This window comes from Flavobacterium sp. FlaQc-57 (genome assembly GCF_044007395.1).
In the GTDB taxonomy this organism is placed as follows: Bacteria; Bacteroidota; Bacteroidia; order Flavobacteriales; family Flavobacteriaceae; genus Flavobacterium.
On record NZ_JBIPDA010000003.1, the window covers coordinates 408,521 to 433,183 of the forward strand.

12 protein-coding genes are annotated in these 24,663 nt (G+C 34.9%); all 12 read left to right on the plus strand.

Annotation, left to right across the window (positions count from 1 at the left end; genetic code table 11):
- The first annotated feature begins 157 nt into the window (after nucleotides 1-157).
- A complete protein-coding gene (locus ACHRVZ_RS12650) occupies nucleotides 158-3,562 on the plus strand; it encodes a glycosyl hydrolase (protein ID WP_395422879.1) in 3,405 nt (1,134 codons plus the stop codon).
- 144 nt (nucleotides 3,563-3,706) lie between these two features.
- Nucleotides 3,707-5,131 (plus strand): sialate O-acetylesterase, encoded by a 1,425-nt coding sequence (locus tag ACHRVZ_RS12655; RefSeq protein WP_395422881.1) that lies wholly within the window; start codon nucleotides 3,707-3,709, stop codon nucleotides 5,129-5,131.
- A 185-nt stretch (nucleotides 5,132-5,316) separates the two neighbouring features.
- Nucleotides 5,317-7,644: a DUF5703 domain-containing protein gene (locus ACHRVZ_RS12660; RefSeq protein ID WP_395422884.1), complete on the plus strand. Its 2,328-nt coding sequence runs from the start codon at nucleotides 5,317-5,319 to the stop codon at nucleotides 7,642-7,644.
- 6 nt (nucleotides 7,645-7,650) lie between these two features.
- On the plus strand, nucleotides 7,651-10,101 hold the full coding sequence (locus tag ACHRVZ_RS12665) for a polysaccharide lyase family 1 protein (RefSeq protein ID WP_395422886.1): 2,451 nt from the start codon (nucleotides 7,651-7,653) through the stop codon (nucleotides 10,099-10,101).
- A gap of 177 nt (nucleotides 10,102-10,278) precedes the next feature.
- A complete protein-coding gene (locus tag ACHRVZ_RS12670) occupies nucleotides 10,279-12,297 on the plus strand; it encodes a glycoside hydrolase family 127 protein (protein ID WP_395422887.1) in 2,019 nt (672 codons plus the stop codon).
- Nucleotides 12,298-12,452: 155 nt separating this feature from the next.
- Complete coding sequence (locus tag ACHRVZ_RS12675) at nucleotides 12,453-13,439, plus strand: pectinesterase family protein (RefSeq protein WP_395422890.1); 987 nt, start codon at nucleotides 12,453-12,455, stop codon at nucleotides 13,437-13,439.
- A gap of 13 nt (nucleotides 13,440-13,452) precedes the next feature.
- Entirely contained in the window at nucleotides 13,453-14,235 is a 783-nt protein-coding gene (locus ACHRVZ_RS12680) for a rhamnogalacturonan acetylesterase (RefSeq protein WP_395422891.1), read from the plus strand.
- 614 nt (nucleotides 14,236-14,849) lie between these two features.
- Nucleotides 14,850-18,248, plus strand: coding sequence for a SusC/RagA family TonB-linked outer membrane protein (locus tag ACHRVZ_RS12685; protein ID WP_395422893.1), 3,399 nt, complete (start codon nucleotides 14,850-14,852; stop codon nucleotides 18,246-18,248).
- A gap of 19 nt (nucleotides 18,249-18,267) precedes the next feature.
- On the plus strand, nucleotides 18,268-20,241 hold the full coding sequence (locus ACHRVZ_RS12690; RefSeq protein WP_395422894.1) for a RagB/SusD family nutrient uptake outer membrane protein: 1,974 nt from the start codon (nucleotides 18,268-18,270) through the stop codon (nucleotides 20,239-20,241).
- Nucleotides 20,242-20,345: 104 nt separating this feature from the next.
- Nucleotides 20,346-22,049 carry a polysaccharide lyase gene (locus ACHRVZ_RS12695; protein ID WP_395422896.1) on the plus strand — a complete coding sequence of 568 codons (1,704 nt, stop codon included), beginning with the start codon at nucleotides 20,346-20,348 and terminating at the stop codon, nucleotides 22,047-22,049.
- A 146-nt stretch (nucleotides 22,050-22,195) separates the two neighbouring features.
- A complete protein-coding gene (locus ACHRVZ_RS12700; RefSeq protein WP_395422899.1) occupies nucleotides 22,196-22,867 on the plus strand; it encodes a DUF3826 domain-containing protein in 672 nt (223 codons plus the stop codon).
- A gap of 65 nt (nucleotides 22,868-22,932) precedes the next feature.
- Nucleotides 22,933-24,639 (plus strand): polysaccharide lyase, encoded by a 1,707-nt coding sequence (locus ACHRVZ_RS12705; protein ID WP_395422901.1) that lies wholly within the window; start codon nucleotides 22,933-22,935, stop codon nucleotides 24,637-24,639.
- Nucleotides 24,640-24,663: the final 24 nt, after the last annotated feature.

A 24,663-nucleotide genomic window follows, 5' to 3' on the forward strand; every position in this document is an offset into this window, starting at 1 on the left:
CTGTCGGGTTTACATAAAAAGTGAAAGCTATGATTTTGTCATCTCGACGAAGGAGAGATCACATTAGTAGTTCGACAAAGATTGACGATTCTCTGTGTAGAGTTTCGTGTGTGATCTCTCCTTCGTCGAGAGGACAAAAGAAAAAACAAGAAAAGCAATGTTCAAAAAAACAACCTTCTTTTTAATGTTACTTTTTGCGGGATTAGTTTTCGCACAGGAAATCCATAAAAAAGAAAATACAATATTTCAGCCTACAAAAGAATCCTCAAAACCGTGGACGTATTGGTATTGGATGCAAAGTGCCTATTCTAAAGAAGGTATCACAGCCGATTTAGAAGCAATGAAACGTGCAGGTATCGAAGGAGCTTATTTAATGACGATAAAAGGGCCTGCAAATCCGCCATTAATAAATCCGCCAGTTTTGCAGTTAAGCAAAGAATTTTGGGATTTGGTACGTTGGGCTTTAGTAGAAGCAGATCGCGTTGGAGTAAAAATAGGGTTTCATCCCGCCGATGGTTTTGCCGTTGCAGGAGGACCTTGGATAACGCCCGAAATGTCAATGCAAAAAGTAGTTTGGAAAGATACAATCCTAAGCGGAAATAACTTTAAAAACTTAAAATTAGCCGTTCCAAATCATTACAAAGACTATTATAAGGATATTGCAACGTTTGCCGTTCCGGTAAAAGAAGGTTTTATTACATCAAATAAAAAACGACCAAAAATAACATCAACCAATCCCGAATCTGATGCGACAATTCTAAGTTCATCAGATAAAGACGGATTATTTAGAATGCCAAAAAAGGGTTGGATTCAATACCAATTTGATGAACCTTTTTTATGTAAATCCATTCAAATAGAAACCAAAGGAAATAATTATCAGGCGCATCGTTTAATAATTGAATATAGCAATGATGGCATAAATTTTAAAAGTTTAGGAAGATTAACAACGCCACGTCACGGTTGGCAAGATGTTGATGCATTTTATACGCACAGCATTGTACCTACAAAAGCAAAATATTTTAGATTCGGTTACGATCCAGAAGGAACAGAACCAGGCGCAGAAGACTTAGATCCTGCAAAATGGAACCAAGGTTTAAAAGTGGCAAAAATCTATTTATCAAACGAACCTTTAATCGATAACTACCAGGGAAAATCTGGAGCTATTTGGCGATTAAGTCCACAAGTAACCGAAAATGAAATTAGCACTACAGATTGCGTTGATCTATCAAGAATGATCAATATTGCGAAGTTTGTTGATGCAAACGGAGTTTTAAATTGGAAAACTTCTACGAAAGGAAATTGGAGAATCATTCGTTTCGGACATACTTCTACAGGACACGAAAATGCCACAGCAGGAGCAGGAAGAGGTTTGGAAGTAGATAAATTTAATCCCGAAGCCATTCGTTTTCAATTGGATCATTGGTTTGGCGAAATGCTTCGTGTTGCAGGTCCTGAATTGGCTTCAAAAGTCGTTAAAATTCTCCACATGGACAGTTGGGAATGTGGAAGCCAAACTTGGTCGCCAGTTTTTAGAAACGAATTTAAAACTCGCAGAGGTTATGATATTGTAGATTATCTACCCGTTATGGCGGGAATTCCTGTAAAAAATATTGAGACATCAGAGAAAGTTTTATATGATGTTCGAAAAACAATTTCAGAATTAGTTGCCGATAATTTCTTTGGAACTTTACGACAAATTGCTGACGATGCCAATGTAAAATTCAGTTCAGAAAATGTCGCGCCAACCATGATGAGCGACGGACTTTTGCATTTTAAATATATCGATTACCCAAGTGGCGAATTTTGGCTAAAAAGCCCAACGCATGATAAACCAAACGATATGTTAGACGCTATTTCGGGCGGACACATTTATGGAAAAGATATTATTCAGGCAGAAGCTTTTACGGCTCTAAAAATGGATTGGGACGAGCATCCGGGCAATTTAAAAGTCGTTGCCGACAGAAATTATGCTTTAGGAATTAACCGTTTTTTCTATCACGTTTTTGTACATAATCCGTGGTTGGACAGAAAACCGGGAATGACTCTGGACGGGATTGGAACGTATTTTCAAAGAGACCAAACTTGGTGGGAACCCGGAAAAGCATGGTTTGAATATTGCCAAAGAGTACAGTTTCAATTGCAAAAAGGAAAACCAGTTATAGATTTGGCCGTTTTTGTTGGCGAGGATTTACCTTCTCGTTCCATACTTCCTGATCGTTTAGTGCCTTTTATTCCGAATATTTTTGGAAAAGAAAGGGTAGAAAGCGAAGCCATTCGTTTAAAAAATGAAGCACAGCCTAGCGCTAAAATGCCAAAAGAAGTTAGTTTCTCTAAAAACTCAACCGATTTATCGCAATGGATTAACGCAATGAACGGTTATCAATACGATTCATTCAACTCCGATGTTTTGATAAATCGGGCAAAAGTAGAGAACGGAAAAATTTCTTTTGATGGCGGAATCGAATACGGCGCTTTATTGTTTCCGGGAAGTCATAAAATGGCTCCAAATAAGTTGCTTTCTTTGGCTTCCGCCGAAAAAATCCTGCAATTAGTAAAAGATGGAGCAACTGTTTTTGTAGACGAAAAACCAAATTTAGAACCGGGTTTACAATCCAATGAAGATTTTAAAAAATGGCAGAATGTAATTGATCAAATTTGGAATAAGTCTAACGCGTTAACTTGGAAAATAGGAAAAGGAACAGTTATCAAATTACCTTATTTAGAAAATGATTTTACCTCAATTGGAATTACGCAAGATGTTTACTTTCCAAATTTAAACAGAACCGATTCTGAAACAATTGCCTGGACACACCGAAAATCGGATACGGAAGATATTTATTTTATTTCGAATCAAAAAGAGCAAAAAAGAACATTTAAAGCTTCTTTTAGAATTGCGGGAAAAGTTCCGAAATGGTACAATCCTGTAACTGATAAAACTTCGGTTTTAGACAATTGGATGATTTTAGATGACAGAACAATTGTTTCGATAACTTTAGATGCTAACGAATCTGGTTTTGTTATTTTTAAAGATGAAATGGAAGAGCTCATGGTTGATAACTATAAAAAAGATTCACAATTTGAAAAAGTTCAGACTTTAGATGAAAACTGGGAATTACAATTTGATCCTGAGTTTAAAGGTCCAAAAGAAGTGGTTAAAACGAGCAAACTTTTTGACTGGAGTACTTCTGAAAATGATCAGATTAAGTATTATTCAGGAACTGTAATTTATAAAAAAGAGTTTCTTTGGAAAGCAAAAGACACTAATAAAATCTGGTTGGATTTAGGTGAAATTACCAATATTGCGGAAATCAAAGTCAATGGAAAAGACTGTGGAACGCTTTGGACATTTCCTTTTAAAACAGATATTTCGCAAGCTTTGAAAAAAGGAAAAAATACTATAGAAATCAAAACCACAAATACGTGGGCAAATCGATTAATAGGCGACCAAAAATTACCGAAAGAAGAACGATTGACGTGGACAAATGCTACATTTCGTTTGGAAGGTGAACCGCTGCTTAAAGCAGGATTATTAGGGCCAGTTGTACTTGTGAAAGAGAAATAAATAAAAATTTAGCCACAGATTAAAATGATTAGCACAGATTAAATATTAGCCATTTTTCTAATTATATGTTTTAAGATAATTTGTGAATTCGTGGCAGAAAAAATCAAAATAATCCTTTTAATCTGTGGCAAAAAAAAATATAAAATGAAAAAATTAATTATTGTTTTTTTAATGCTTTTGGCAAGTATTCAAATCAATGCTAAAATCAAACTGCCAGCGTTGTTTAGTGATAACATGATGTTGCAGCAAAAATCAAATGCACCAATTTGGGGCTGGGCAGAAAAGAACGCCAATGTTACCATAAAAACATCATGGAATTCTAAAATCTACAAAGCAAAAGCAGACAATTCCGGTAAATGGAAAACGGAATTACAAACGCCATCATTTGGCGGACCGTATTCGATTGAAGTTTCAGAAGGAATTGAAAAAGTAAGTATTAAAAATGTTTTAATTGGTGAAGTTTGGCTTTGTTCCGGACAGTCGAATATGGAAATGCCGTTGAAAGGCTTTCAAGGTCAGCCCGTTAAAAACGGAAATGAGATCATTGTAAGATCAACTAATAAAAACATTCGATTAATCACAATTCCGCGTGCAACAGTTTTAGAACCTTTGCAAGATTTTGATGGAAAATGGGAAGTAGCATCTCCAAAATCAACATCAAATTTTAGCGCAACCGCTTGGTATTTTGGTTCACTTTTAGAACAAGTTTTAGATGTTCCGGTTGGGTTAATTCATGTTTCGTACGGAGGTTCAAGTATGGAAGCGTGGATGAATCTGGAAATGCTAAAAGATTTTGCAAGTGCAAAAATTCCTACTACGAAAGAAGAATTAGCAAAAGATCCAAATCGTGTTCCGACGACTTTGTTTAACGGAATGCTTTCGCCTGTAGTTGGTTACGGAATAAAAGGCTGTATTTGGTATCAAGGCGAATCCAATTACGAAAGAGCTTCGGAATATACAGCTTTGATGAAGAAAATGGTAAGTAGCTGGAGAGCTTTATGGAAACAAGGAGATTTTCCGTTTTACTACGCCCAAATTGCACCGTTTAATTATGCCTCGTTTCATCCAAAAGATTATTTAGAAAAATACAATTCAGCCTATATAAGAGAAGCACAGTTGAAAGCTTCAAAGGAAATTCCAAATTCGGCAATGGCAGTTTTAATGGATGTTGGAGAAGAAAATAATATTCATCCAATGGACAAGGAAAAAGGAGGAAACCGTTTGGCTTTTCAAGCTTTAGCAAGAACGTACGGAATCGAAGGTTTTGAATTTGAGAGCCCAAAATATAAATCGATGGAAATAAAAGACGGTTCAGTTACGGTTTCTTTTGATGATGTTACCAACGGAATTACGTCGTATGATAAAGAAGTTTTAGGTTTTGAAATTGCAGGAGAAGATAAAGTGTTTTATCCCGCTAAAACGGTTGTAAGAAGAAAATCAGTAGTGTTAACATCAGATAAAGTGGCTAAACCAGTAGCAATACGTTATTTATGGAAAGATTTTGCAAAAGCGGAACTTTTTAGTGCTGGTGGTTTACCGGTTTCGTCTTTTAGAACTGATGAATGGTGATTTATAATGGTGATTTATAATGGTGAATTGTTAATTGTTAATGGTGAGTTTAAACTCTAGTTTGTCATTTCGAGGAACGAGAAATCGCACTAGAAGTTCCGCACAGAATTTCTTTAATCTTTGTCGATTTACGCGTTTGATTTCTCGTACCTCGAAATGACAAAAAAATAAAAAAAAGAGTAAAATTGAAATACATAAAATACATACTTCTCTTTACCACGCTTTGTATTAAAGCGCAGATTCCTGTGCTCGAGAATTACAATCAAATTTGGACAACGCAAAGCAGTAATTCATCAGAATCGATGCCTTTGGGAGGTGGAGATATTGGAATGAATGTTTGGGTAGAAAATGGAGATTTGTATTTTTATTTCTCTCGAAGCGGGACTTTTGACGAACACAATACTTTATTGAAATTAGGAAGAGTAAAAGTGAGTTTAAGTCCGAATCCTTTTGCTGGAAAAGAAGGTTTTCATCAGGAATTAAAACTAAAAGACGGATACATTTTAATTGGACAGAATAATACCAAAATCAAGCTTTGGGTAGATGTTTTTAAACCTGTAATTCATTTGGATTTAGAAAGTAAGACAGCTTTAAAAATGACAGCTTCTTATGAAAGTTGGCGTTATAAAAACCGCGAATCAAAAGGAAAGGCAAATAATGCCAATTCTTATAAATGGGCACCGCAAGGCGAAATTATAACATATAAAGATTCAATTTCATTTGAAAATAATGGAGTCAAATTTTATCATAGAAACAGAGAAAATACGGTTTTTGATGTTGCTGTAAAACAACAGAAAATGGAATCTGTAAAGGATCAAATGCTTAATCCTTTATCTAATTTAACTTTCGGCGGTTTTATGACGGGAAGCGGTTTAAAACCTGACGGAACTTATTTAGGGAAATATCAGTCAACAGATTTTAAAGGGTTCAGTCTTTCGAGTATAAAACCTTCTAAAAAACAATCTTTAGAACTTCATTTATACACCAATCAAAGTGATATAAATACTTGGAATAACGAATTAAAAAAACAGATTTCTGCAAGTAAAATTACTTCCAAACAAGTTGAAAAAAACACTGTAAAATGGTGGAATGATTTCTGGAATCGCAGCTTTATTTACACTCAGAAAAGTAGTGCTGCGGCAAGTGATTCTGTTTATCAAATTGGACAAAATTATCAGTTATTCCGTTATATGTTAGGATGCAATGCATACGGAAAATATCCAACAAAATTCAACGGTGGACTTTTTACGGTTGATCCAGTTTTTACAAATCCGGATTTAGATTTCACGCCTGATTTTAGGAATTGGGGCGGAGGAACAATGACAGCTCAGAATCAAAGATTGGTTTATTTTCCGATGGTGAAAACCGGCGATTTTGATATGATGAAATCGCAATTGGATTATTATTTGAATTTGCAAAAGAATGCTGAATTACGAAGCAAGGTTTATTGGAAACACGGCGGAGCATCATTTACAGAGCAATTAGAAAATTTTGGTTTACCAAATCCTGCGGAATACGATTGGAAACGTCCCGCAGATTATGATCCTGGTATGGAATATAATGCCTGGCTGGAATATGAATGGGACACGGTTTTTGAGTTTTGCCAAATGATGCTGCAACAGAAAGAATACGCAGGTGAAGACATTCAAAAGTACAATTCGTTTATCATAAGCTGTCTTCGATTTTTTGATGAACACTATCAATATTTGGCGAAACAACGAGGAAGAAAAGCGCTGGACGGAAATGGGAAGTTAGTTTTATATCCGGGGTCTGGTGCAGAAACGTATAAAATGACCTACAATGCAAACAGTACAATATCGGCTTTGCAAGTAATTACAGAACAGCTTTTAAACTTTTCAGAAAAAGAATTGTCTAAAGAAAATCTCGAATATCTGAAAGGTTTTCAAACCAGAATTCCGCCTTTAAATTTTGGAGAAATTGAGAATCATAAAGTTCTAGTTCCTGCAAAATCTTGGGAACGAGTTAATAATTCAGAAGTTCCTCAATTGTATCCTGTATATCCATGGGGAATTTATGGTGTTGGAAAACCAGATTTAGAAACGGCATTAAATACGTGGAAATACGATCGTGATGCGATAAAATTTAGAAGTCACGTTGGATGGAAGCAAGACAATATTTTTGCAGCAAGATTAGGATTAACAAATGAAGCAGCAAAATATAATGTATTAAAAATGGCAAACTCAGAGAGGAGATTTCCAGCATTTTGGGGCCCTGGTTTTGATTGGGTTCCAGATCATAATTGGGGCGGATCAGGTATGATTGGTATGCAGGAAATGCTTTTGCAAGAGGCTAATGGTAAGATTTATATTTTTCCGGCCTGGCAAAAAGACTGGAATGTTCACTTCAAATTACATGCAACACAAAATACAACTGTCGAAGCTGAACTTGTAAATGGCGAATTGAAAGTTTTAAAAGTTATTCCTGAAGAAAGAAAAAAAGATATAATAAATCTGCTGGACAAATCAGCAGAAGAAAAAATAAAATTAAATTAAAAAAACATGATAAAGAAATTAGTTAGTTCTTTTGCTTTAGCACTACTTTTTGCTGCAAATGGACAAGCACAATCAGCTGAAAAACAAATCGTAAAAGTCGATTTTGATTTTTTCCAAAGAAGATTAGAAGAAGTTCATGATCCAAGTTATGAATCGTGGGTTATTAACGATGCAAAAGAGGCTGAGAAATCGTTCAATAACGTTAGTTTTAAGCTAAAAGGCAGCTTTACTTCAAAATGGTATAAAGTTGGAATGAGCGCGCCTTATTACAACAGATTAGGAAGTGACGGATTGGTTACAAGTGAGAATTTAGAATTAAAAATTAGCGGATTAAAACCTGGAAAACACACGCTTTTGACTTTTCACAACGCTTTTGATGTAATTACGGGAAAAACTTTTTCGCCTATAAAAATCTTTGTGAACGGAAAATTGCAGGAAACTATAAATGCGAGTCAAAGAGCCAATGCTAAAATTGATGCATCGATGGCGTACATTACTTTTAATGCTGAAAAAGGAAAAGATGTGATCGTTCGTTTTGAAATTGATCCAACGACAAATCCAGATGTTGTAAAACAAATTGTTATTAATGGTTTTGAAATTGATACGCCAAACTTGATGAATCAGGCACGTACCCCGGAACCAAGAAATCGAGACGAACATGTTGAAGTAACTAAAAGTATTCTTTTGAAATGGGATGCACCAAAAAATGTGGCATCGCATAAAATTTATTTCGGAGAAGATAAAAATGCTGTAGAAAAAGCAACCGAGGCCTCAAAAGAATTTAAAGGAAAATTGACTGACAAATCTTTTTCAGTTTCTGATTTATATAGCGGTACAACTTATTATTGGAGAGTCGATGAAGTAGATAGCAAAGGCGATGTGACTTTAGGAAATGTATGGTCGTTTAAACCGGCACAATTGGCTTTTCCGGGAGCTGAAGGATACGGCCGTTTTGCTGTTGGCGGACGTGGAGGAAAAGTAGTTGAAGTAACGAATTTGAACGATGACGGTCCAGGAAGTTTACGTGATGCTGTAAATCAGGAAATTGGACCAAGAACTATTGTTTTTAATGTTTCGGGAAATATCAAACTGGCTTCTAGATTAGTCGTAAATCAACCTTATATTACTATTGCCGGTCAAACAGCTCCAGGTGAAGGAATCACGATCAGCAGAGCACCTATTGGTCTTACAGGAAATGATGGTGTTGTACGATTCTTGAAAGTTAGAATTGGCGGTGGAACTACTTATGACGGAATGGGGCTTACTGGTGCTGATGTTAGTATTATTGATCACTGTTCGATTAGCTGGACGATCGATGAATCGTTTAGTTCTCGAGGAGCACATCATATTACTTTGCAGCGTACTTTAATTTCTGAAGCCTTAAATGTAGCTGGACATGATAAATATGAAGTTGGAAAAATGCACGGATTTGCAGCGACAATTGGCGGAGATATTGGAAGTTTTCATCATAATTTATTAGCGCACAATTATGGTCGTAACTGGAGTATTGGCGGAGGTTTGAACGGAGATGGTTATTATACGGGCAGACTGGATATCAGAAACAATGTGGTGTACAATTGGGGGCAAAGAACTACAGATGGAGGAGCAAATGAAGTGAATTTTGTAAATAATTATTATAAACCGGGAGCATCTACTAAGATATTTGTTGCACTAAACGCGCAACACGAAGGAGTTGGAAAAGGAATGCAACGTTATTATTTTACAGGTAATATAATGCAGGGGTATTTTGATGAGAAATCGCAAGAGAAAGGCAGAAAGTCTACTGTTTCGCACAATGAAATTGTGAAATATGAAACTTTCGTAGACAAACCGTTTTTTGAATCGTTTGTTACAACTCAATCGGCTAGAGGAGCTTATAAAAATGTCCTTTCGGATGTTGGTGCCAATCAGCCATTTTTTGATAAACACGACAACCGCATTGTTGATGAAACTTTAAAAGGAACTTTCACCTTTAAAGGAAGCAAAAGTGGTTTGGGCGGAATGATTGATAACGAAGCTGATACAGGCGGATGGCCAAATTTCGCTACAGAAACACGTGCAGCTGATTTTGATACAGATCATGACGGATTACCAAATTGGTGGGAAAAAGCATTTGGTTTAAATGAAAACTCTAAAGAAGGCGATTTTTCAGATGCCAATTCAGATACAGATAAAGACGGATTTACACAATTGGACAATTATTTGGATTGGTTGTCTACACCTCATTATTTTGTGAATTTAGGAGAAAATAAAAAACTTTCTGCAGTTGATTATTTCAAAGGTTACGAGAACAAACCAGTTTATACTTTCTCTGATCTTAAAAATGGAAAAGTAACTTTAAAAGGAAAAGAAATTCAGTTTACAACAGTTGAGAAAGGATTCGCTTCTTTTATTTTAACTGTAAAAGATGCGGACGGAGATTCTATGAGCAGAACAATTAATTTCTTCGTAAAGTAGAAAAAAGGTTGTCTCGAATTGTACTAATTTCCACGAATTAGTTTTTTGCCACAGATTAAAAGGATTAGCACAGATTATTTAGTATAAAAATCAATTTAATCCTTTTAATCTGTGGCAAGAAAAAGAAAAAATTAATGCAATTCGTGTAATTCTTGGCAAATAAAAAATAAATTCAAAATGAAAAAGAATATCATCATCTCAAGTTTGTTTCTTTCAACCGTAATCTTTGCACAAAACAAAGGTCTAGTAGCCAATTCTCAAAGTCCATATTCTAAATTACAAAGCGTTGGTCTTGAAGATGTAAAATGGACAAATGGTTTTTGGAAAGAACAGTTTGATGTAGAAACAAAAAACACATTGCCATACATGTGGAATTTGTATCATAACGATTCGATTTCACACGCCTACAAAAATTTTGAAATTGCGGCGGGTGTAAGTAAAGGTACTTTTAAAGGTCCATCTTTTCATGACGGCGATTTTTATAAAATTTTTGAAGGAATGGCAGCAACCTATGCTGTAACGAAAGATAAAAAGCTGGATGCAGAAATGGATAAAGCCATTGCTCTTTTTGCAAAAGTACAGCGCAAAGACGGTTATATTCATACTCCGGTTTTAATCGACGAACGCTGGGGAACTTTAGGCCCGGAAGAAGTAAAAAAACAGCTGGGTTTTGAGAAATATAATATGGGGCATTTAATGACAGCAGCCTGCATTCATTATCGTGCTACCGGAAAAACCAACTTCTTGAATATTGCAAAGGGTGTTGCCGATTATTTATATGATTTTTATAAAAAAGCATCTCCTGAATTGGCGCGAAATGCAATTTGCCCGTCACATTATATGGGAATTGTCGAAATGTATCGTACAACTAAAAATCCAAAATATCTGGAATTGGCCAATAATTTAATTGACATTCGAGGTACTACAAACGACGGAACTGATGATAATCAAGACAGGATTCCGTTTAGACAACAAACCATCGCAATGGGTCACGCAGTAAGAGCTAATTATTTGTATGCAGGAGTTGCAGATTTGTATGCAGAAACGGGCGAAAAGAAATTGTTAGACAATCTTGAATCGATTTGGGATGATGTTACTTATAGAAAAATGTACATTACGGGAGCTTGTGGAGCTTTGTACGATGGAGTTTCGCCAGACGGAACTTCTTATGATCCAACAGTAGTTCAAAAAATTCATCAGGCTTACGGACGTCCTTTTCAATTACCAAATGCTACGGCTCATACTGAAACTTGTGCCAATATTGGAAATGTATTATGGAACTGGAGAATGTTGCAAATTACGGGAGATGCAAAATATGCTGATATTGTAGAACTGGCTTTGTACAACAGTGTATTGTCAGGAGTTAATCTTGAAGGTGATAAGTTTTGTTACAACAATCCGTTGAATGTCTCTGATGATTTGCCTTTTCATCAAAGATGGGGAAATGAGCGTGAAGGATATATTGCATTATCAAATTGTTGTGCGCCAAATGTTACCAGAACTATCGCTGAAGTTGGTAATTATGCGTACAATCTTTCGAAGGAAGGTTTGTATGTCAATTTATACGGAAGTAATAGTTTGAAAACAATCACTTTAAACGGTGAAGCACTTGAAGTTGAGCAACAAACGAATTATCCTTGGGATGGAAAAATTGTTTTGAAGATCGTAAAAGCGCCAAAACAAAATCAAGCTTTCTTTTTGAGAATTCCGGGATGGAGTCAAAATGCAACGGTTTCAATAAATGGAAATAAAATAAACGATAAAATTGAAGCTGCTTCATACTTAAAAATAAATCAGAAATGGAAGAAAGGTGATGTTATTGAACTAGATATTCCGATGAAAGTTGAATTGATGGAGGCCAATCCTTTAGTAGAAGAAGTCAAAAACCAAGTTGCCGTAAAAAGAGGTCCTATTGTTTATTGTTTAGAGTCAAATGAACTTCCTGCAAACATAAGTGTAAATGACGTTATTTTGAATGTAAATTCTAAATTCACAACAGATTACATCGAATTAGATAATAGAAAATTATTGTCTATAAATGCTACTTCGTTAATAAATGAAGACGCTTCTTGGGATAAAAAACTATACAAACCTTTGTCTGATAAAAAAACTAAAGAATATGATTTAAAGCTAATTCCGTATTTCGCATGGGGGAATAAAGGAAAAGGAGAAATGACCGTTTGGATGTCGCATTAAAGATTATAAAAATCACGGTTTGTCATTCCGAGGAACGAGTAATCTTCATAAGTAGCTCGACATAGATTAGCGCCTTTCTTTGCGGAATTACTGGTAAAGATTTTTCCTTCGTTGAAATGACAAAAAAACTGCTATACTTAATTAAATTAAATATCATGAAATATATTCTAGCTCTATTTACACTAGTAACATTTTCTATATCAGCTCAAACGCTTGAGAATAAATTAGCGTTAACCGTTGCTCAAGATGGTTCTGGAGATTTTAAAACCATTCAGGAAGCAGTAAATAATGTAAAAGACAATTCGAATAAACGAGTTGTTATTACTATTAAACCTGGTATTTATGTTGAAAAAATGGTTGTTCCGGTAACTAAAACATTCATTACTTTAAAAGGTTTAGATAGAAACAAAACGGTTATTTCATTTAATGATTATTCAGGAAAGCCACTAAGAGAGCCGGATGCTTCAGGCAAAAAGGAATTTGGAACTTCGACATCCTATTCATTTTTAATTTTAGGCGATGATTGCACACTCGAAAATCTTACGGTTGAAAATACTGCAGGAAGAGTAGGACAGGCAGTGGCATTGCATATAAAAAGCGATCGGGTTGTTGTAAAAAACTGTAGCATTTTAGGAAATCAGGACACACTTTATTTATCAGAAGGAACCAGTCGTACCTATTTTGAAAACTGTTTTATCAATGGTACAACCGATTTTATTTTTGGAGCTGCGACGGCTTATTTTTATAAATGTACAATTGAAAGTTTAGCTAATTCTTATATTACGGCAGCTTCAACACTGAAAGATCAACCTTTTGGGTTTGTTTTTACTGATTGTAAGCTAATAGCGAAAGACAATAGTGTAGACAAAGTGTTTTTAGGAAGACCTTGGAGACCTTATGCACAAACCGTTTTTATAAATACAGAAATGGGTTCACATATTATACCCGAAGGCTGGAATGAATGGATTGATAAAAGATTTCCTGATAAGGATAAAACGGCTTATTATGCAGAGTATGGAAGTAAAGGTGCGGGAGCAAAAGATGTATTTAAAAGAGTAAGTTGGTCGTATCAGCTAAAAAAAGCAGATATAAAAAAGTACAAATTAGAGAACGTATTGAACGGTTGGAACCCAAATAAATAAAAAACTGATAATTATGAATAACTACAAAATTCTCTCTATTTCTTTGTTTTCAATACTATTCTTTAGTGCTTTTAGTTTTAAATCGAAGACTACTACAATTTTTTTAATTGGAGATTCAACAGTTGCAGATTATTCATTAGAAGAAGATTATCAAGCTAAAAAATTCCCACAGGTAGGCTGGGGGCAAATGTTTCAGTCATTTTTTCAGAAAGACAGTTTGAAACTGGTTCAAGGTATTTTAGGAAATACCAAAGAAGTAAAAATTGATGACCGGGCCAAAGGCGGCAGAAGCACCAGAACTTTTTTTCAGGAAGGACGTTGGTCAGCAGTTTATAATTCACTCCAAAAAGGCGATATCGTAATGATGCAATTTGGACATAATGACGCATCGGTCGAAAAGACAGAACGTTATGTGAACATTGAAGGTTACAAAGAATTTTTGCGTCTTTTTATCAATCAAACCAGAGAGAAAGCTGCGACGCCAATACTTTTAACCCCGGTTGCCAGAAACTATCCTTGGAAAGAAGGTAAATTAACAAACGTTCACGGAGAGTATCCGCAAGCTGTTAAAGATGTTGCAAAAGAGTTGAATGTTAAGTTAATTGATTTGAATGAATTGTCGATGGAATTCTTTTCGTCTAAAGGGCAAGACTTTGTTACAACAAATTATTTTATGAATTTCGAAGCCGGTACTTTCAGCGCTTACCCTAACGGACAAAAAGACAATACACACTTTCAAACTGTGGGCGGACGAGAAGTTGCAAGACTAGTTTTTGACGCTATGAAGAAATTGTAATGGATTGTTCATTTTTTTTTTTCTTTTTGATAGATTCCAATATGTATTGATTTTACTATTGGTCAGAATTTACGTTTTAAAAAAAAGAACTGAAAAAATAATTTAGCAATATAATTTAATTTCTTTACTTTCTGTATTGTAAGCTTTTCTTTTATAAAGTGAGCGTTTTTGGTACTGCTAAAGTGTTTTTTTAGTTTTAAACAGATGAACTTAACCGATTCTGTATCAGTATTCAAATTTGCTATTTTTGCGAATAAAACAATAAAAAATTGGTTTCCTTATTTTTTTTCTAGTTTTTGCTCAAAAGATGTTTTTGTATTGGGTTATACGCAAACATATTCTTAATTTTTTTCTATTCTACCTATTATTTCTTTCTTATTTTTATTAATATTGTTTTTTTTACATGTTTTTTTTTGGATAATAGTATTAAAACAGGATAGAGCAGGACGGTTGTAATGTATCATCGTTATATTTTTGGGTATCAAAAAATAAATGTGTTTTAAACATTTAATAAAGAACTTTAGATAAATTTAAAAGTTGTTTTAGTTTAAAAGAGGCATATTTGTTAAACATGACTAAACTAAAGATTACTAACCTAACCAAAAAAAACATTTATGAAACAAGCACTTATAAAGAAATGTAGTTTTCTTTTGTTTACATTAATGACAGTGATGAGTTATGCTCAGAACACAACAACTCAAACTATTGTAAATGCTTCAGGAACAGTTACCGATAATTTCGGAGTTCCACTGCCTGGTGTAAACGTAATGGAGAAATCTACTAAAAACGGTGTTACTACAGATTTTAACGGAAAATATCAAATTAAAGTTAGAGCAGGAAGCACCTTAGTATTTTCTTTCATTGGAATGAAGAAAAGTGAATTACCATTAAACGGACGAGATGTTGTTAACGTAAAATTAGCAGAAGACTCGAATCAATTAGATAATATCGTTGTCGTTGGTTATGGTACTCAAAAGAAAAAGGAACTTACAGGAGCTATTGCTACAATAAATCCTGAAAATTTAATGGATTTGCCAACTACGAACTTGTCTGACGCTTTAAAAGGACTAGTTCCTGGTGTCTCTGTTACAAGTGGTTCGGGGCGTCCTGGAGATCAGGCGAGTATACAAATTCGTCAATCTTTTGGATTTTCTAAAGACGGAAACTCAACAATACCATTAGTAATCATTGATGATATGATTCAGGTTGATCCATCAAATGGTAAACCAACCTTAGAGCAATTCAATAGATTAGATCCTTCAGAGGTTGAAAGTATTACAGTTTTGAAAGACGGATCGGCAGCAATTTATGGAGCTCGTGCTTCGCAAGGAGCTATCGTTGTAAAAACGAAAAGAGGAAAAGCAGGAAAAGCAAAATTCTCATACAACAGTCAATTTGCTGTTAATGACGCTGTTAGTCATAGTAAAGTAATGAATGCTAATGAGTTTGGAGTTTTTAGTAATAGATACTTTACTTCACAAGCAATTCCACCATCTGTGGTTGATCCAGCTAAATTGTATTCGGCAACTGAATTAGAAGAAATGAAGAGTTTGGATAATAACTGGTTAAAAGAAGCTTGGAAACCAGCTATACAACAAAAACACTCTTTTAATGTAAGTGGTGGTAGCGAAGATATTACGTATTTTGCAGGAGCGACTTATTTTAATCAGGATGCCAATTTAGGATATCAAAAATATGACAAATGGAATTTCCGTACAGGGATTAATGCTAAAATTGCTAAAAATTTAGAATTTTCTGCTTCTATTTCTGGAACTTCAGGAACTATCGATAAGTCTTTTACTAAAGCGTCAGCAAATATTAGTGATGGAAGTTTTGGATCTACTGCAGGTGGAGAACAAGCTGATTATGGATTCTTATTACACATGCCTCAACACGTGCCATGGCAAACAGTAGTTGATGGAAAAACGTATTATATGTCACCATTTCCTAATGCAAATAAAAATTTAGGAAGCGCAAATGCAAATACAACAATTGCAGGATGGAATTATTTTGCTAATCTAAATAACGGTTCACATCAAATAAGTGATGATAACTCGTATAATGTAAACGCATCTTTAAATTATAAAGTTGCTGCTATAAAGGGGTTATCTATAAAAGGAACTTTTTCAAGAACACAAAGTTCTACTTATACAGAGCAAATTCAATTGCCATATGATTTAGCGCAAATTACAAATTATCAATTACAAGATCGTCACCTTGCCAGCTCAGCTTATCCAAGTTTTGTAACTAAAAATCCATTAACAGGTACGATAGATTATGCATTACAGACTAATAATAAAAATTCGAGAGTTTATTACAATAATACTGATAGTAAAAATACTCAGGGAGATTTCTTAATTAATTATGACAGGACTTTTGGAGATCACCAAATTGGCGCAATGGTTGGAGGAGAAGCATCTGAGCAGTATGTTACAAGTACTCGTTTGGCTTATGAAACAACCGGTAAAGATTATTTAGGTAGTTCTGCTACAGCAGGGACATTAAATGCTGGTAACAGTTTTGCTACTAAAACTGAAGGAGGAACACTTTCATATTTTGGACGTATTAATTATAGTTATAAATCAAAATATTTAGCACAATTCCTTTTCCGTAGTGATGCTTCTACAAAGTTTGCACCAGAACATTATTGGGGATATTTTCCATCTATGCAAGTGGGTTGGGTAGTATCTAAAGAAGATTGGTTTTCTAATAATGTATCTTGGGTTGATTTCTTTAAAATTCGTTATTCGATTGGAAAAACCGGAAAAGATAATCTTCAGGCTTGGAAATGGGTACAATTATATGATGTTATTGTTGATAAAGGTTTTCAATTTGGAAGTAAGGGAGGAGAAAATGCAACAGGTTTGACTCCAAGAGTAAATCCAAATAGAGATGCGGTTTGGGATTCAACATTAAAAAATAACATTGGTATCGATTTGAATGTTCTTAAAAATAGATTGCAGTTTACAGCAGATTTCTATTACGACAGAACTACAAATATGTTAACAGATATGAGTAGTGCTACAGGTGTACCAATTTCTATTGGTGGAGCATTTGCTGAACAAAATTACGGAGCTGTTGATGCTTGGGGATCTGAGTTTAGCTTGAACTGGAATGATAAATTGAATAATGGTAAACTTAGTTATGATGTTGGTATCAACTTTAGTTATGCCAACAATGAAGTCAAAAAATACCCCGATCAAGGAAATGTAATTCCTTCTAATAACGTAACAAGAGAAGGACGCTCAATAGGATTTAATCCTGTTTGGGGATTTGAAACATGGAAAGGAACTTCTACAGGTGATGGTATTTTACGTACAGATGCAGATATCGCTAATTACTGGAAATATTTAACAGATAATGCAACTGCAGCTGGTGGTACTCCAAATTATTTAGGTATTAGCAATCCTGCATTAATAGGAAAAGGTTCATTGGCTTATAGAGATGTTGCAGGGACGATTAACGCAGATGGAACTTTGAAAGGACCAGACGGACAGATTGCAACTGGTAACGATTACGTTAAACTAGCAAATAGCAGCAGAACGTACGGATTTACTACAAATTTAGGAATGAAAGCGAATGGTTTTTATTTTAGAACTCAAATTTCAACTTCGTGGGGAGGAGCAACTTTTGTAGATCTTGTAAATCAAGGAACATCTTCGGCATCAAATATGTGGTCGCACGAAACTTTCTGGAACGATATGTACGGAGCAGATAATCCGAACGGAAAATACCCAAGCATGGCGCAATGGGCAAATATATCAAGCCCTTCAGATTTTTGGCAACTAAACACTTTCCGTTGTTTTATCAGACAATTATCTATAGGATACGAGATACCTAAAAAAGTTTTTGCAGATACTAAAATATCAGGTATAACACTAGGATTAACAGGAAACAACCTTTGGGATTTATATAATCCTTATCCAGATCATTACCGTAATATGTATGACAATTCTTCTGTAGGATATCCTACAATGAGAACATGGGCACTTAATTTTAACGTATCATTCTAATTTCAAATTGATAGTAATTATGAAAACAAAATTTAATATATATATAACTTTATCACTTGTGCTTGTATTAAGTGCTTCATGTAGTGATAGTTTTCTGGAAGACAAGAAAAATTATGGTTCGTATGATGATACTTTCTACCAAACTCAGGAGCGAGTACAAAATTACGTAGACAATCAGTACTATGATTTTTATAATGCTTATAAATCGCCAACGGCATCAGTAGTAGGGTCGTACACTGATACTTATACAAAGATGACCGAAGAATTAGGAGGAACACAAGATTTAATTAATCCTGGTAAAACCTTTTTTAGGTCGGATGATGCTAGTGCTTATTATGGTGCTAAAATTGGAACAGGTATTGTGAATTCACCTTATAACAGAATCAGAGAATGTAATAATTTACTTGAAGATATCGATGTAAAAGGAGCAAATCTGGATAAAACATTTCGTGATCAGGCAAAAGGACAAATGTATTATATGCGTGCCATGCAGTATTATGATTTAATGCGTACTTACGGTCCAGTGCCACTTGCAACAACAGTTCAAAATGCGGCAGCAGATAATCCGGCTATTCAACTTCCTAGAGCAAAAGTTTCTGAGGTAGTAGATCAAATCGTAAAAGATTTAGATATGGCCGCAACTTTGTTACCAAAAGAATGGCCAGGTGCTTACGGACGTTTTACAAGAGGAGCAGCTTTGGCACAAAAATCTCGTGTATTGCTAACTTATGCAAGTCCATTGTTCAACAAAAATTGGGATGGATCTAACGAGCGTTGGGATGCAGCTTTGAAAGCTGGATTAGCAGCAGAAGCTCAGTTAACACAAGACGGTTACGGATTGTACGGAAGCTCAGCTAAACAATGGGAAGCAATGTTTTTGATTGATAATAGTTTTTGTTCAGAAGCAATTACAGTGCAACTTTGTGGATCAGGTATAACATCGACAGCCATAAATAATTCTTGGGAGAAAGCAACACGTTTAGTAAGTCAAGGTGGAGTTAGTGGTGGTACACCAGCTCCAAAAGAGATGATTGATTTATTCCCAATGGCAGATGGTAAAAGACCTACAGCTGCAAACGGATACAATGATTTTACTTTTTTCGTGAATCGTGATCCTAGATTTTACAGAACATTTGCTTTTTCTGGTGTAAAATGGGGATATAAAGAAAATGTTAATCCTGTTCTTTGGACATACCGTTGGTTAGATGCTTCTAATAAAATTGGTTATGCAGATGGAAATACTTCTGGTTCAAGTCCCGCTTTTGTTAGAAAAATGACTAATACAACAGCTAGTAATGCAACTAATTACCAATTTTCAGGAACTGATATTTTTGAATACCGTTATGCCGAATTATTATTAAACATCGCCGAGTGTTATGCAGCATTAGGACAAACAGGAAATACTTTAGCATACTTAGGAAGAATTAGAAATCGTGTGGGGATTCCTTCTGCAAATAATTACGGAATTGGAACATTGGCAGATAAATATGCTGCAATCGAAGCCGTTTTATATGAGCGTAGAGTAGAGTTAGCATACGAAGGAAAACGTTACTGGGATGTTCAGCGTTGGATGCTTTATGATAATGAAACACTTGCAGGCGTTACTGGTGGTACAGTTAGTAAATTAGGTTTAGCACCTATTAACGGAACACAACGTACAGGGAACTATTTGCAATATAAAAATACAGCTCCTATATCATCAGATCCTATATCAGCAGCAGCGCGTGCAGCAGTAGTAGTAGATCCAGATGCGGCTAATTTCCAGACACAATTAACAGCTTTAGCAACTTTTTACAACAATAACTTTATCCGTACGGCATTAATTACACCATTGGATAACTTTAGTGGATTACCTGTTAAAATTAAATTTAACCCAAATTATTATATAATGGGTCTTAATACGACAGCTTTAACTCAAAATCCTTGGTTGTTACAAACTATTGGTTGGAATGATATCTCTGGTGGTGCCGGAACATTAAATTATCAAGAATAATTTTATCTCAAAAAAGACAATATGAAATTGTAAAAACAATCACCTGTATTTCTAAAAGATACAGGTGATTTGTTTAAAAAAGCTTATCATAATTAAAAATTAGTATGAAAAATATCACTTTACCGGCTCTTTTCCTATTGTTTTTAGGAAGTTTCCAATGTTTTGCTCAATACCCAAAAATTAGTCCGGAAGTTCAGGCGCAATCTAAAGTTATTATGGATGAGGCCGACAAACTTTCTGACGAAGCTTGGGAAAAAGCACTTGTAATTATAGAAGAAGAAGCCAAACATGGAAAACCATACATTCCGTGGGCATCAAGACCAAATGATTTGCCACAGGCAGATATTCCTTCTTTCCCAGGTGCCGAAGGTGGAGGAATGTATACATTTGGTGGACGTGGCGGAAATGTTTACACAGTAACAAGTCTTGAAGACAGAGGACCGGGAACTTTACGCGAAGCCTGCGAAAAGGGCGGAGCGAGAATTGTTGTTTTCAACGTTGCTGGAATTATCAGAATCAAAAGCCCATTAATCATTCGTGCACCATACATTACAATTGCAGGACAAACAGCTCCGGGAGATGGAATTTGTATTGCAGGAGAATCAGTTTGGATTAATACACACGATGTAATTATTAGACATATGCGTTTCCGCAGAGGAGAAACTTTTGTAGGCCGTCGTGACGATGCTATTGGAGGAAACCCAGTTGGAAATATTATGATCGATCACGTTTCTGCAACTTGGGGATTAGACGAAAATATGTCTATTTACAGACATATGTACAGTCCAGGTGCGGGTTATCCGGACGAAAAGAAGCCTACAGTAAACATTACAATTCAAAACAGTTTATTCGGAGAAGCCTTAGATACTTACAATCATGCATTCGGAAGTACTTTAGGTGGAGAAAACTGTGCTTTTGTTAGAAATATGTGGGCAAATAATGCAGGTAGAAATCCTTCAATAGGGTGGAATGGTATTTTTAATTTTGTAAACAACGTGGTTTTCAACTGGTACAACAGATCAACAGATGGTGGCGATTATACAGCCAACTACAACATCATGAACAATTTTTACAAACCAGGACCAGTTACAGATTTAACACAACCAATTAGCTACAGAATCTTAAAACCGGAATCAGGAAGAAGTAAATTACCTTATATGGTTTTTGGTAGAGCTTATGTAAATGGAAACGTTGTAAATGGAAACGAAAAAGTTACTAAAGACAACTGGGATGGTGGAATTCAAATCGAAAACAAAAAAGGGGAGTTAATGCCTTACGATGAAGCCAAAGATTATTTTGCTAAAATGAAAAGCGACAAACCATTTCCGATGCCATGGTTTAATAAATTTATGACAGCACAAGAATCGTATGATTTTGTACTTAAAAATGTTGGAGCAACTTTACCGATAAGAGATAAAGTTGACGAAAGAATCGTAAGAACAGTAAAAACAGGAGTTCCTGAATATGCAAAAGGATTAGAGAAAAAAACATTCTATCAGTTTGAGCACAGACGTTTACCAATGGATTCTTATAAACAAGGAATTATTACTGATATTTCGCAAGTAGGCGGATATCCGGAATACAAAGGAAAACCTTATGTTGATACAGACAAAGACGGTATGCCGGATAAATGGGAAAAGAAACACGGTTTGAATCCAAACGATGCTTCTGATGCCAAATTAGATACAGACGGAGATGGATATGCTAATATTGAAGAATATTTGAACGGTACAGATCCTAACCAAAAAGTAGATTGGAAAGATTTAGCGAACAATCACGAAACGCTAACAAAATCTTTACAAGAATAATTTAAAAGTAATTAAAAAAAAGAAAATCTGCTAAATCTGCCATTCTAGCGATAGCGATCAGGCGAAGCAAATCGGCGAGAAAAAAGCAAGTAAGTAGATTTAGCAGATTTTAAAAAATATCATTGTAATTCATAATTTTTATTAAAATGAAATCAATAAAAAATATAAGTGTTTTGATGATGTTATTGGTATTCTTTACCAGTATAGCACAACAGCATTTAGATCCGGAATACATCAAAGTGACCAACGAAAGAGCTACTAAAATTGTTGCTAAATTAGCCTTAGGAAATACTGAAAAAGAAAAAGCAGTTACTGATATTGTAGCGCAGCAATTTAGAGATTTAAGCGAAATCCAGGATGGAAGAGATGCTGAAATCAAAAAAATAAAAGAAGACACAAGTTTATCAAAAGAAAAGCAAAACGAAAAGATTGATAAATTAAAAGCAAAAGCAGATCAATCTATTGAAAAACTGCATAAAGCTTATTTGAAAAAATTAGGCAAACAATTATCAGAAGATAAAATTACCGAAATTAAAGACGGAATGACTTACGGCGTACTTCCAATTACAGTTGCGGGTTATAACGATATGCTTCCAAATTTAACTTCGGAACAAAAAGACTATATATACAAGGCTTTGGTTGAAGCCAGAGAACATGCAATGGACGGAGGATCTTCTAAAGAAAAGCACGGTTGGTTTGGTAAATATAAAGGAAGAATCAATAATTATTTATCAAAGCAAGGTTACGATTTGAATAAAGAAAGTACTGACTGGCACAAACGTCTTGAAGAACGAGAAAAAGAAAAAGCAAAGAAATAAAAGGCACAAATTTTCAGATAAACAGCTATGTTTATCCTCAGTATAAACTTCAGATCAAAACTCTCATGCAAAATAACTTTCCAAAAACCACACTGAAACGAACAATGATGATTATTTCATTTTGTTCTTTCTTTTTATCTGCTTACGCGCAATATCCAGAAATTCCAAAGCCACTTCAAGATAAGACCGATGCAATTTTGGCCGATGAAGAAAAGCGATTGAACGAAATATGGAATGCAAATTATAATACTATTCTAGCTGAAACAAAACTAGGACGTCCTTATTTACCATGGGCTTCTTATCCAAAAGATTTTGTTCAGGCTGATATTCCTGCTTTTCCCGGAGCTGAAGGTGGCGGAGCTTTCACTCAAGGTGGAAGAGGTGGAAAAATATTTGTTGTTACAAGTTTAGAAGATAGCGGAAAAGGAACTTTTCGTGAAGCTTGTGAAGCTGTTGGAGCAAGAACAATCGTATTTAACGTTTCTGGAATTATCCGATTAAAAAAACGTATCAGTATGCGTGCGCCGTACGTTACAATTGCTGGACAGACCGCACCAGGCGATGGTATTTGTATTGCAGGCGAAACTTTAGAAATTGACACACACGACGTTATTATCAGACATATGCGTTTTCGCAGAGGAGAAACAGATGTTACAAGAAGAGACGATGCACTTGGAGGAAATGTAATAGGGAATATTATTGTAGATCACTGCTCTGTAAGTTGGGGATTAGACGAAAATATTTCTTTATACAGACATCAGTTTCAGCCAAACGACAAATCAAAATTAGAGAAATTACCAACTTGTAATATTACGATTCAAAACACTATTTCGTCTGAAGGATTAGATACTTATAATCATGCTTTTGGAAGTACTATTGGTGGATTAAACAGTACTTTTATGAGAAATTTATGGGCTGATAATATTTCAAGAAATGCTTCTATCGGGATGTATGGTGATTTTAATTTTGTCAACAATGTAATTTTTAATTGGTGGAATCGCTCTCTTGATGGAGGAGATTATCGTTCAATGTTTAATATTATTAATAATTATTTTAAGCCAGGGCCAATAACACCAACTGATCAGCCAATTCGTTATAGAATTCTAAAACCGGAATCTGGTTATATGAAACCCAAAACTTATGGAAGAGCTTATGTTGCAGGTAATTATATTGATGGATCTCCAGAAGTTACAGCAGACAACTGGAACGGAGGTATACAATTGGAAGATATGAGTGCTGAAGAAACAAAATCATATTTAGAATTAATCAAACAAACAAAGCCATTCTCAATGCCTAAAATTACTGTTATGAAGGCAGAAGAAGCGTATGAGTTTGTATTGAATAATGTTGGAGCAACTTTACCAAAAAGAGATGCCGTAGATGAAAGAATAATCAAACAGGTCCGTACAGGAAAAATTGAAGTTAAAGACGGATTAGAAAATGCAATTGGGAAGGAATTTATTAAAAGAAGATTACCAGCCGATTCTTATAAAAAAGGAATAATTACAAACCCAAATCAAGTGGGCGGTTATCCTGAATATAAAGGAAAAGCATACAAAGATTCAGATAATGATGGAATTCCAGACGCTTGGGAGAAAAAATACGGTTTAAATCCAAATGATGCATCTGATGCTAATAAAGATTCAAATGGAGATGGATACACCAATCTTGAAAAATATTTTAATGGGATAGATCCAAAAAGTAAAATTGATTGGACAAAATTTGAAAACAATACAGACACATTAGCAAAGTCTAAAGGATTGTTACAATAAAAGATTAAATTTAATCTCATGAAT

Coding starts and splice junctions, on each gene's coding strand:
- ACHRVZ_RS12650 (WP_395422879.1), top strand. CDS start 158: ATGTTCAAAAAAACAACCTTCTTTTTAATGTTACTTTTTGCGGGATTA.
- ACHRVZ_RS12655 (WP_395422881.1), top strand. CDS start 3,707: ATGAAAAAATTAATTATTGTTTTTTTAATGCTTTTGGCAAGTATTCAA.
- ACHRVZ_RS12665 (WP_395422886.1), top strand. CDS start 7,651: ATGATAAAGAAATTAGTTAGTTCTTTTGCTTTAGCACTACTTTTTGCT.
- ACHRVZ_RS12670 (WP_395422887.1), top strand. CDS start 10,279: ATGAAAAAGAATATCATCATCTCAAGTTTGTTTCTTTCAACCGTAATC.
- ACHRVZ_RS12675 (WP_395422890.1), top strand. CDS start 12,453: ATGAAATATATTCTAGCTCTATTTACACTAGTAACATTTTCTATATCA.
- ACHRVZ_RS12680 (WP_395422891.1), top strand. CDS start 13,453: ATGAATAACTACAAAATTCTCTCTATTTCTTTGTTTTCAATACTATTC.
- ACHRVZ_RS12685 (WP_395422893.1), top strand. CDS start 14,850: ATGAAACAAGCACTTATAAAGAAATGTAGTTTTCTTTTGTTTACATTA.
- ACHRVZ_RS12690 (WP_395422894.1), top strand. CDS start 18,268: ATGAAAACAAAATTTAATATATATATAACTTTATCACTTGTGCTTGTA.
- ACHRVZ_RS12695 (WP_395422896.1), top strand. CDS start 20,346: ATGAAAAATATCACTTTACCGGCTCTTTTCCTATTGTTTTTAGGAAGT.
- ACHRVZ_RS12700 (WP_395422899.1), top strand. CDS start 22,196: ATGAAATCAATAAAAAATATAAGTGTTTTGATGATGTTATTGGTATTC.
- ACHRVZ_RS12705 (WP_395422901.1), top strand. CDS start 22,933: ATGCAAAATAACTTTCCAAAAACCACACTGAAACGAACAATGATGATT.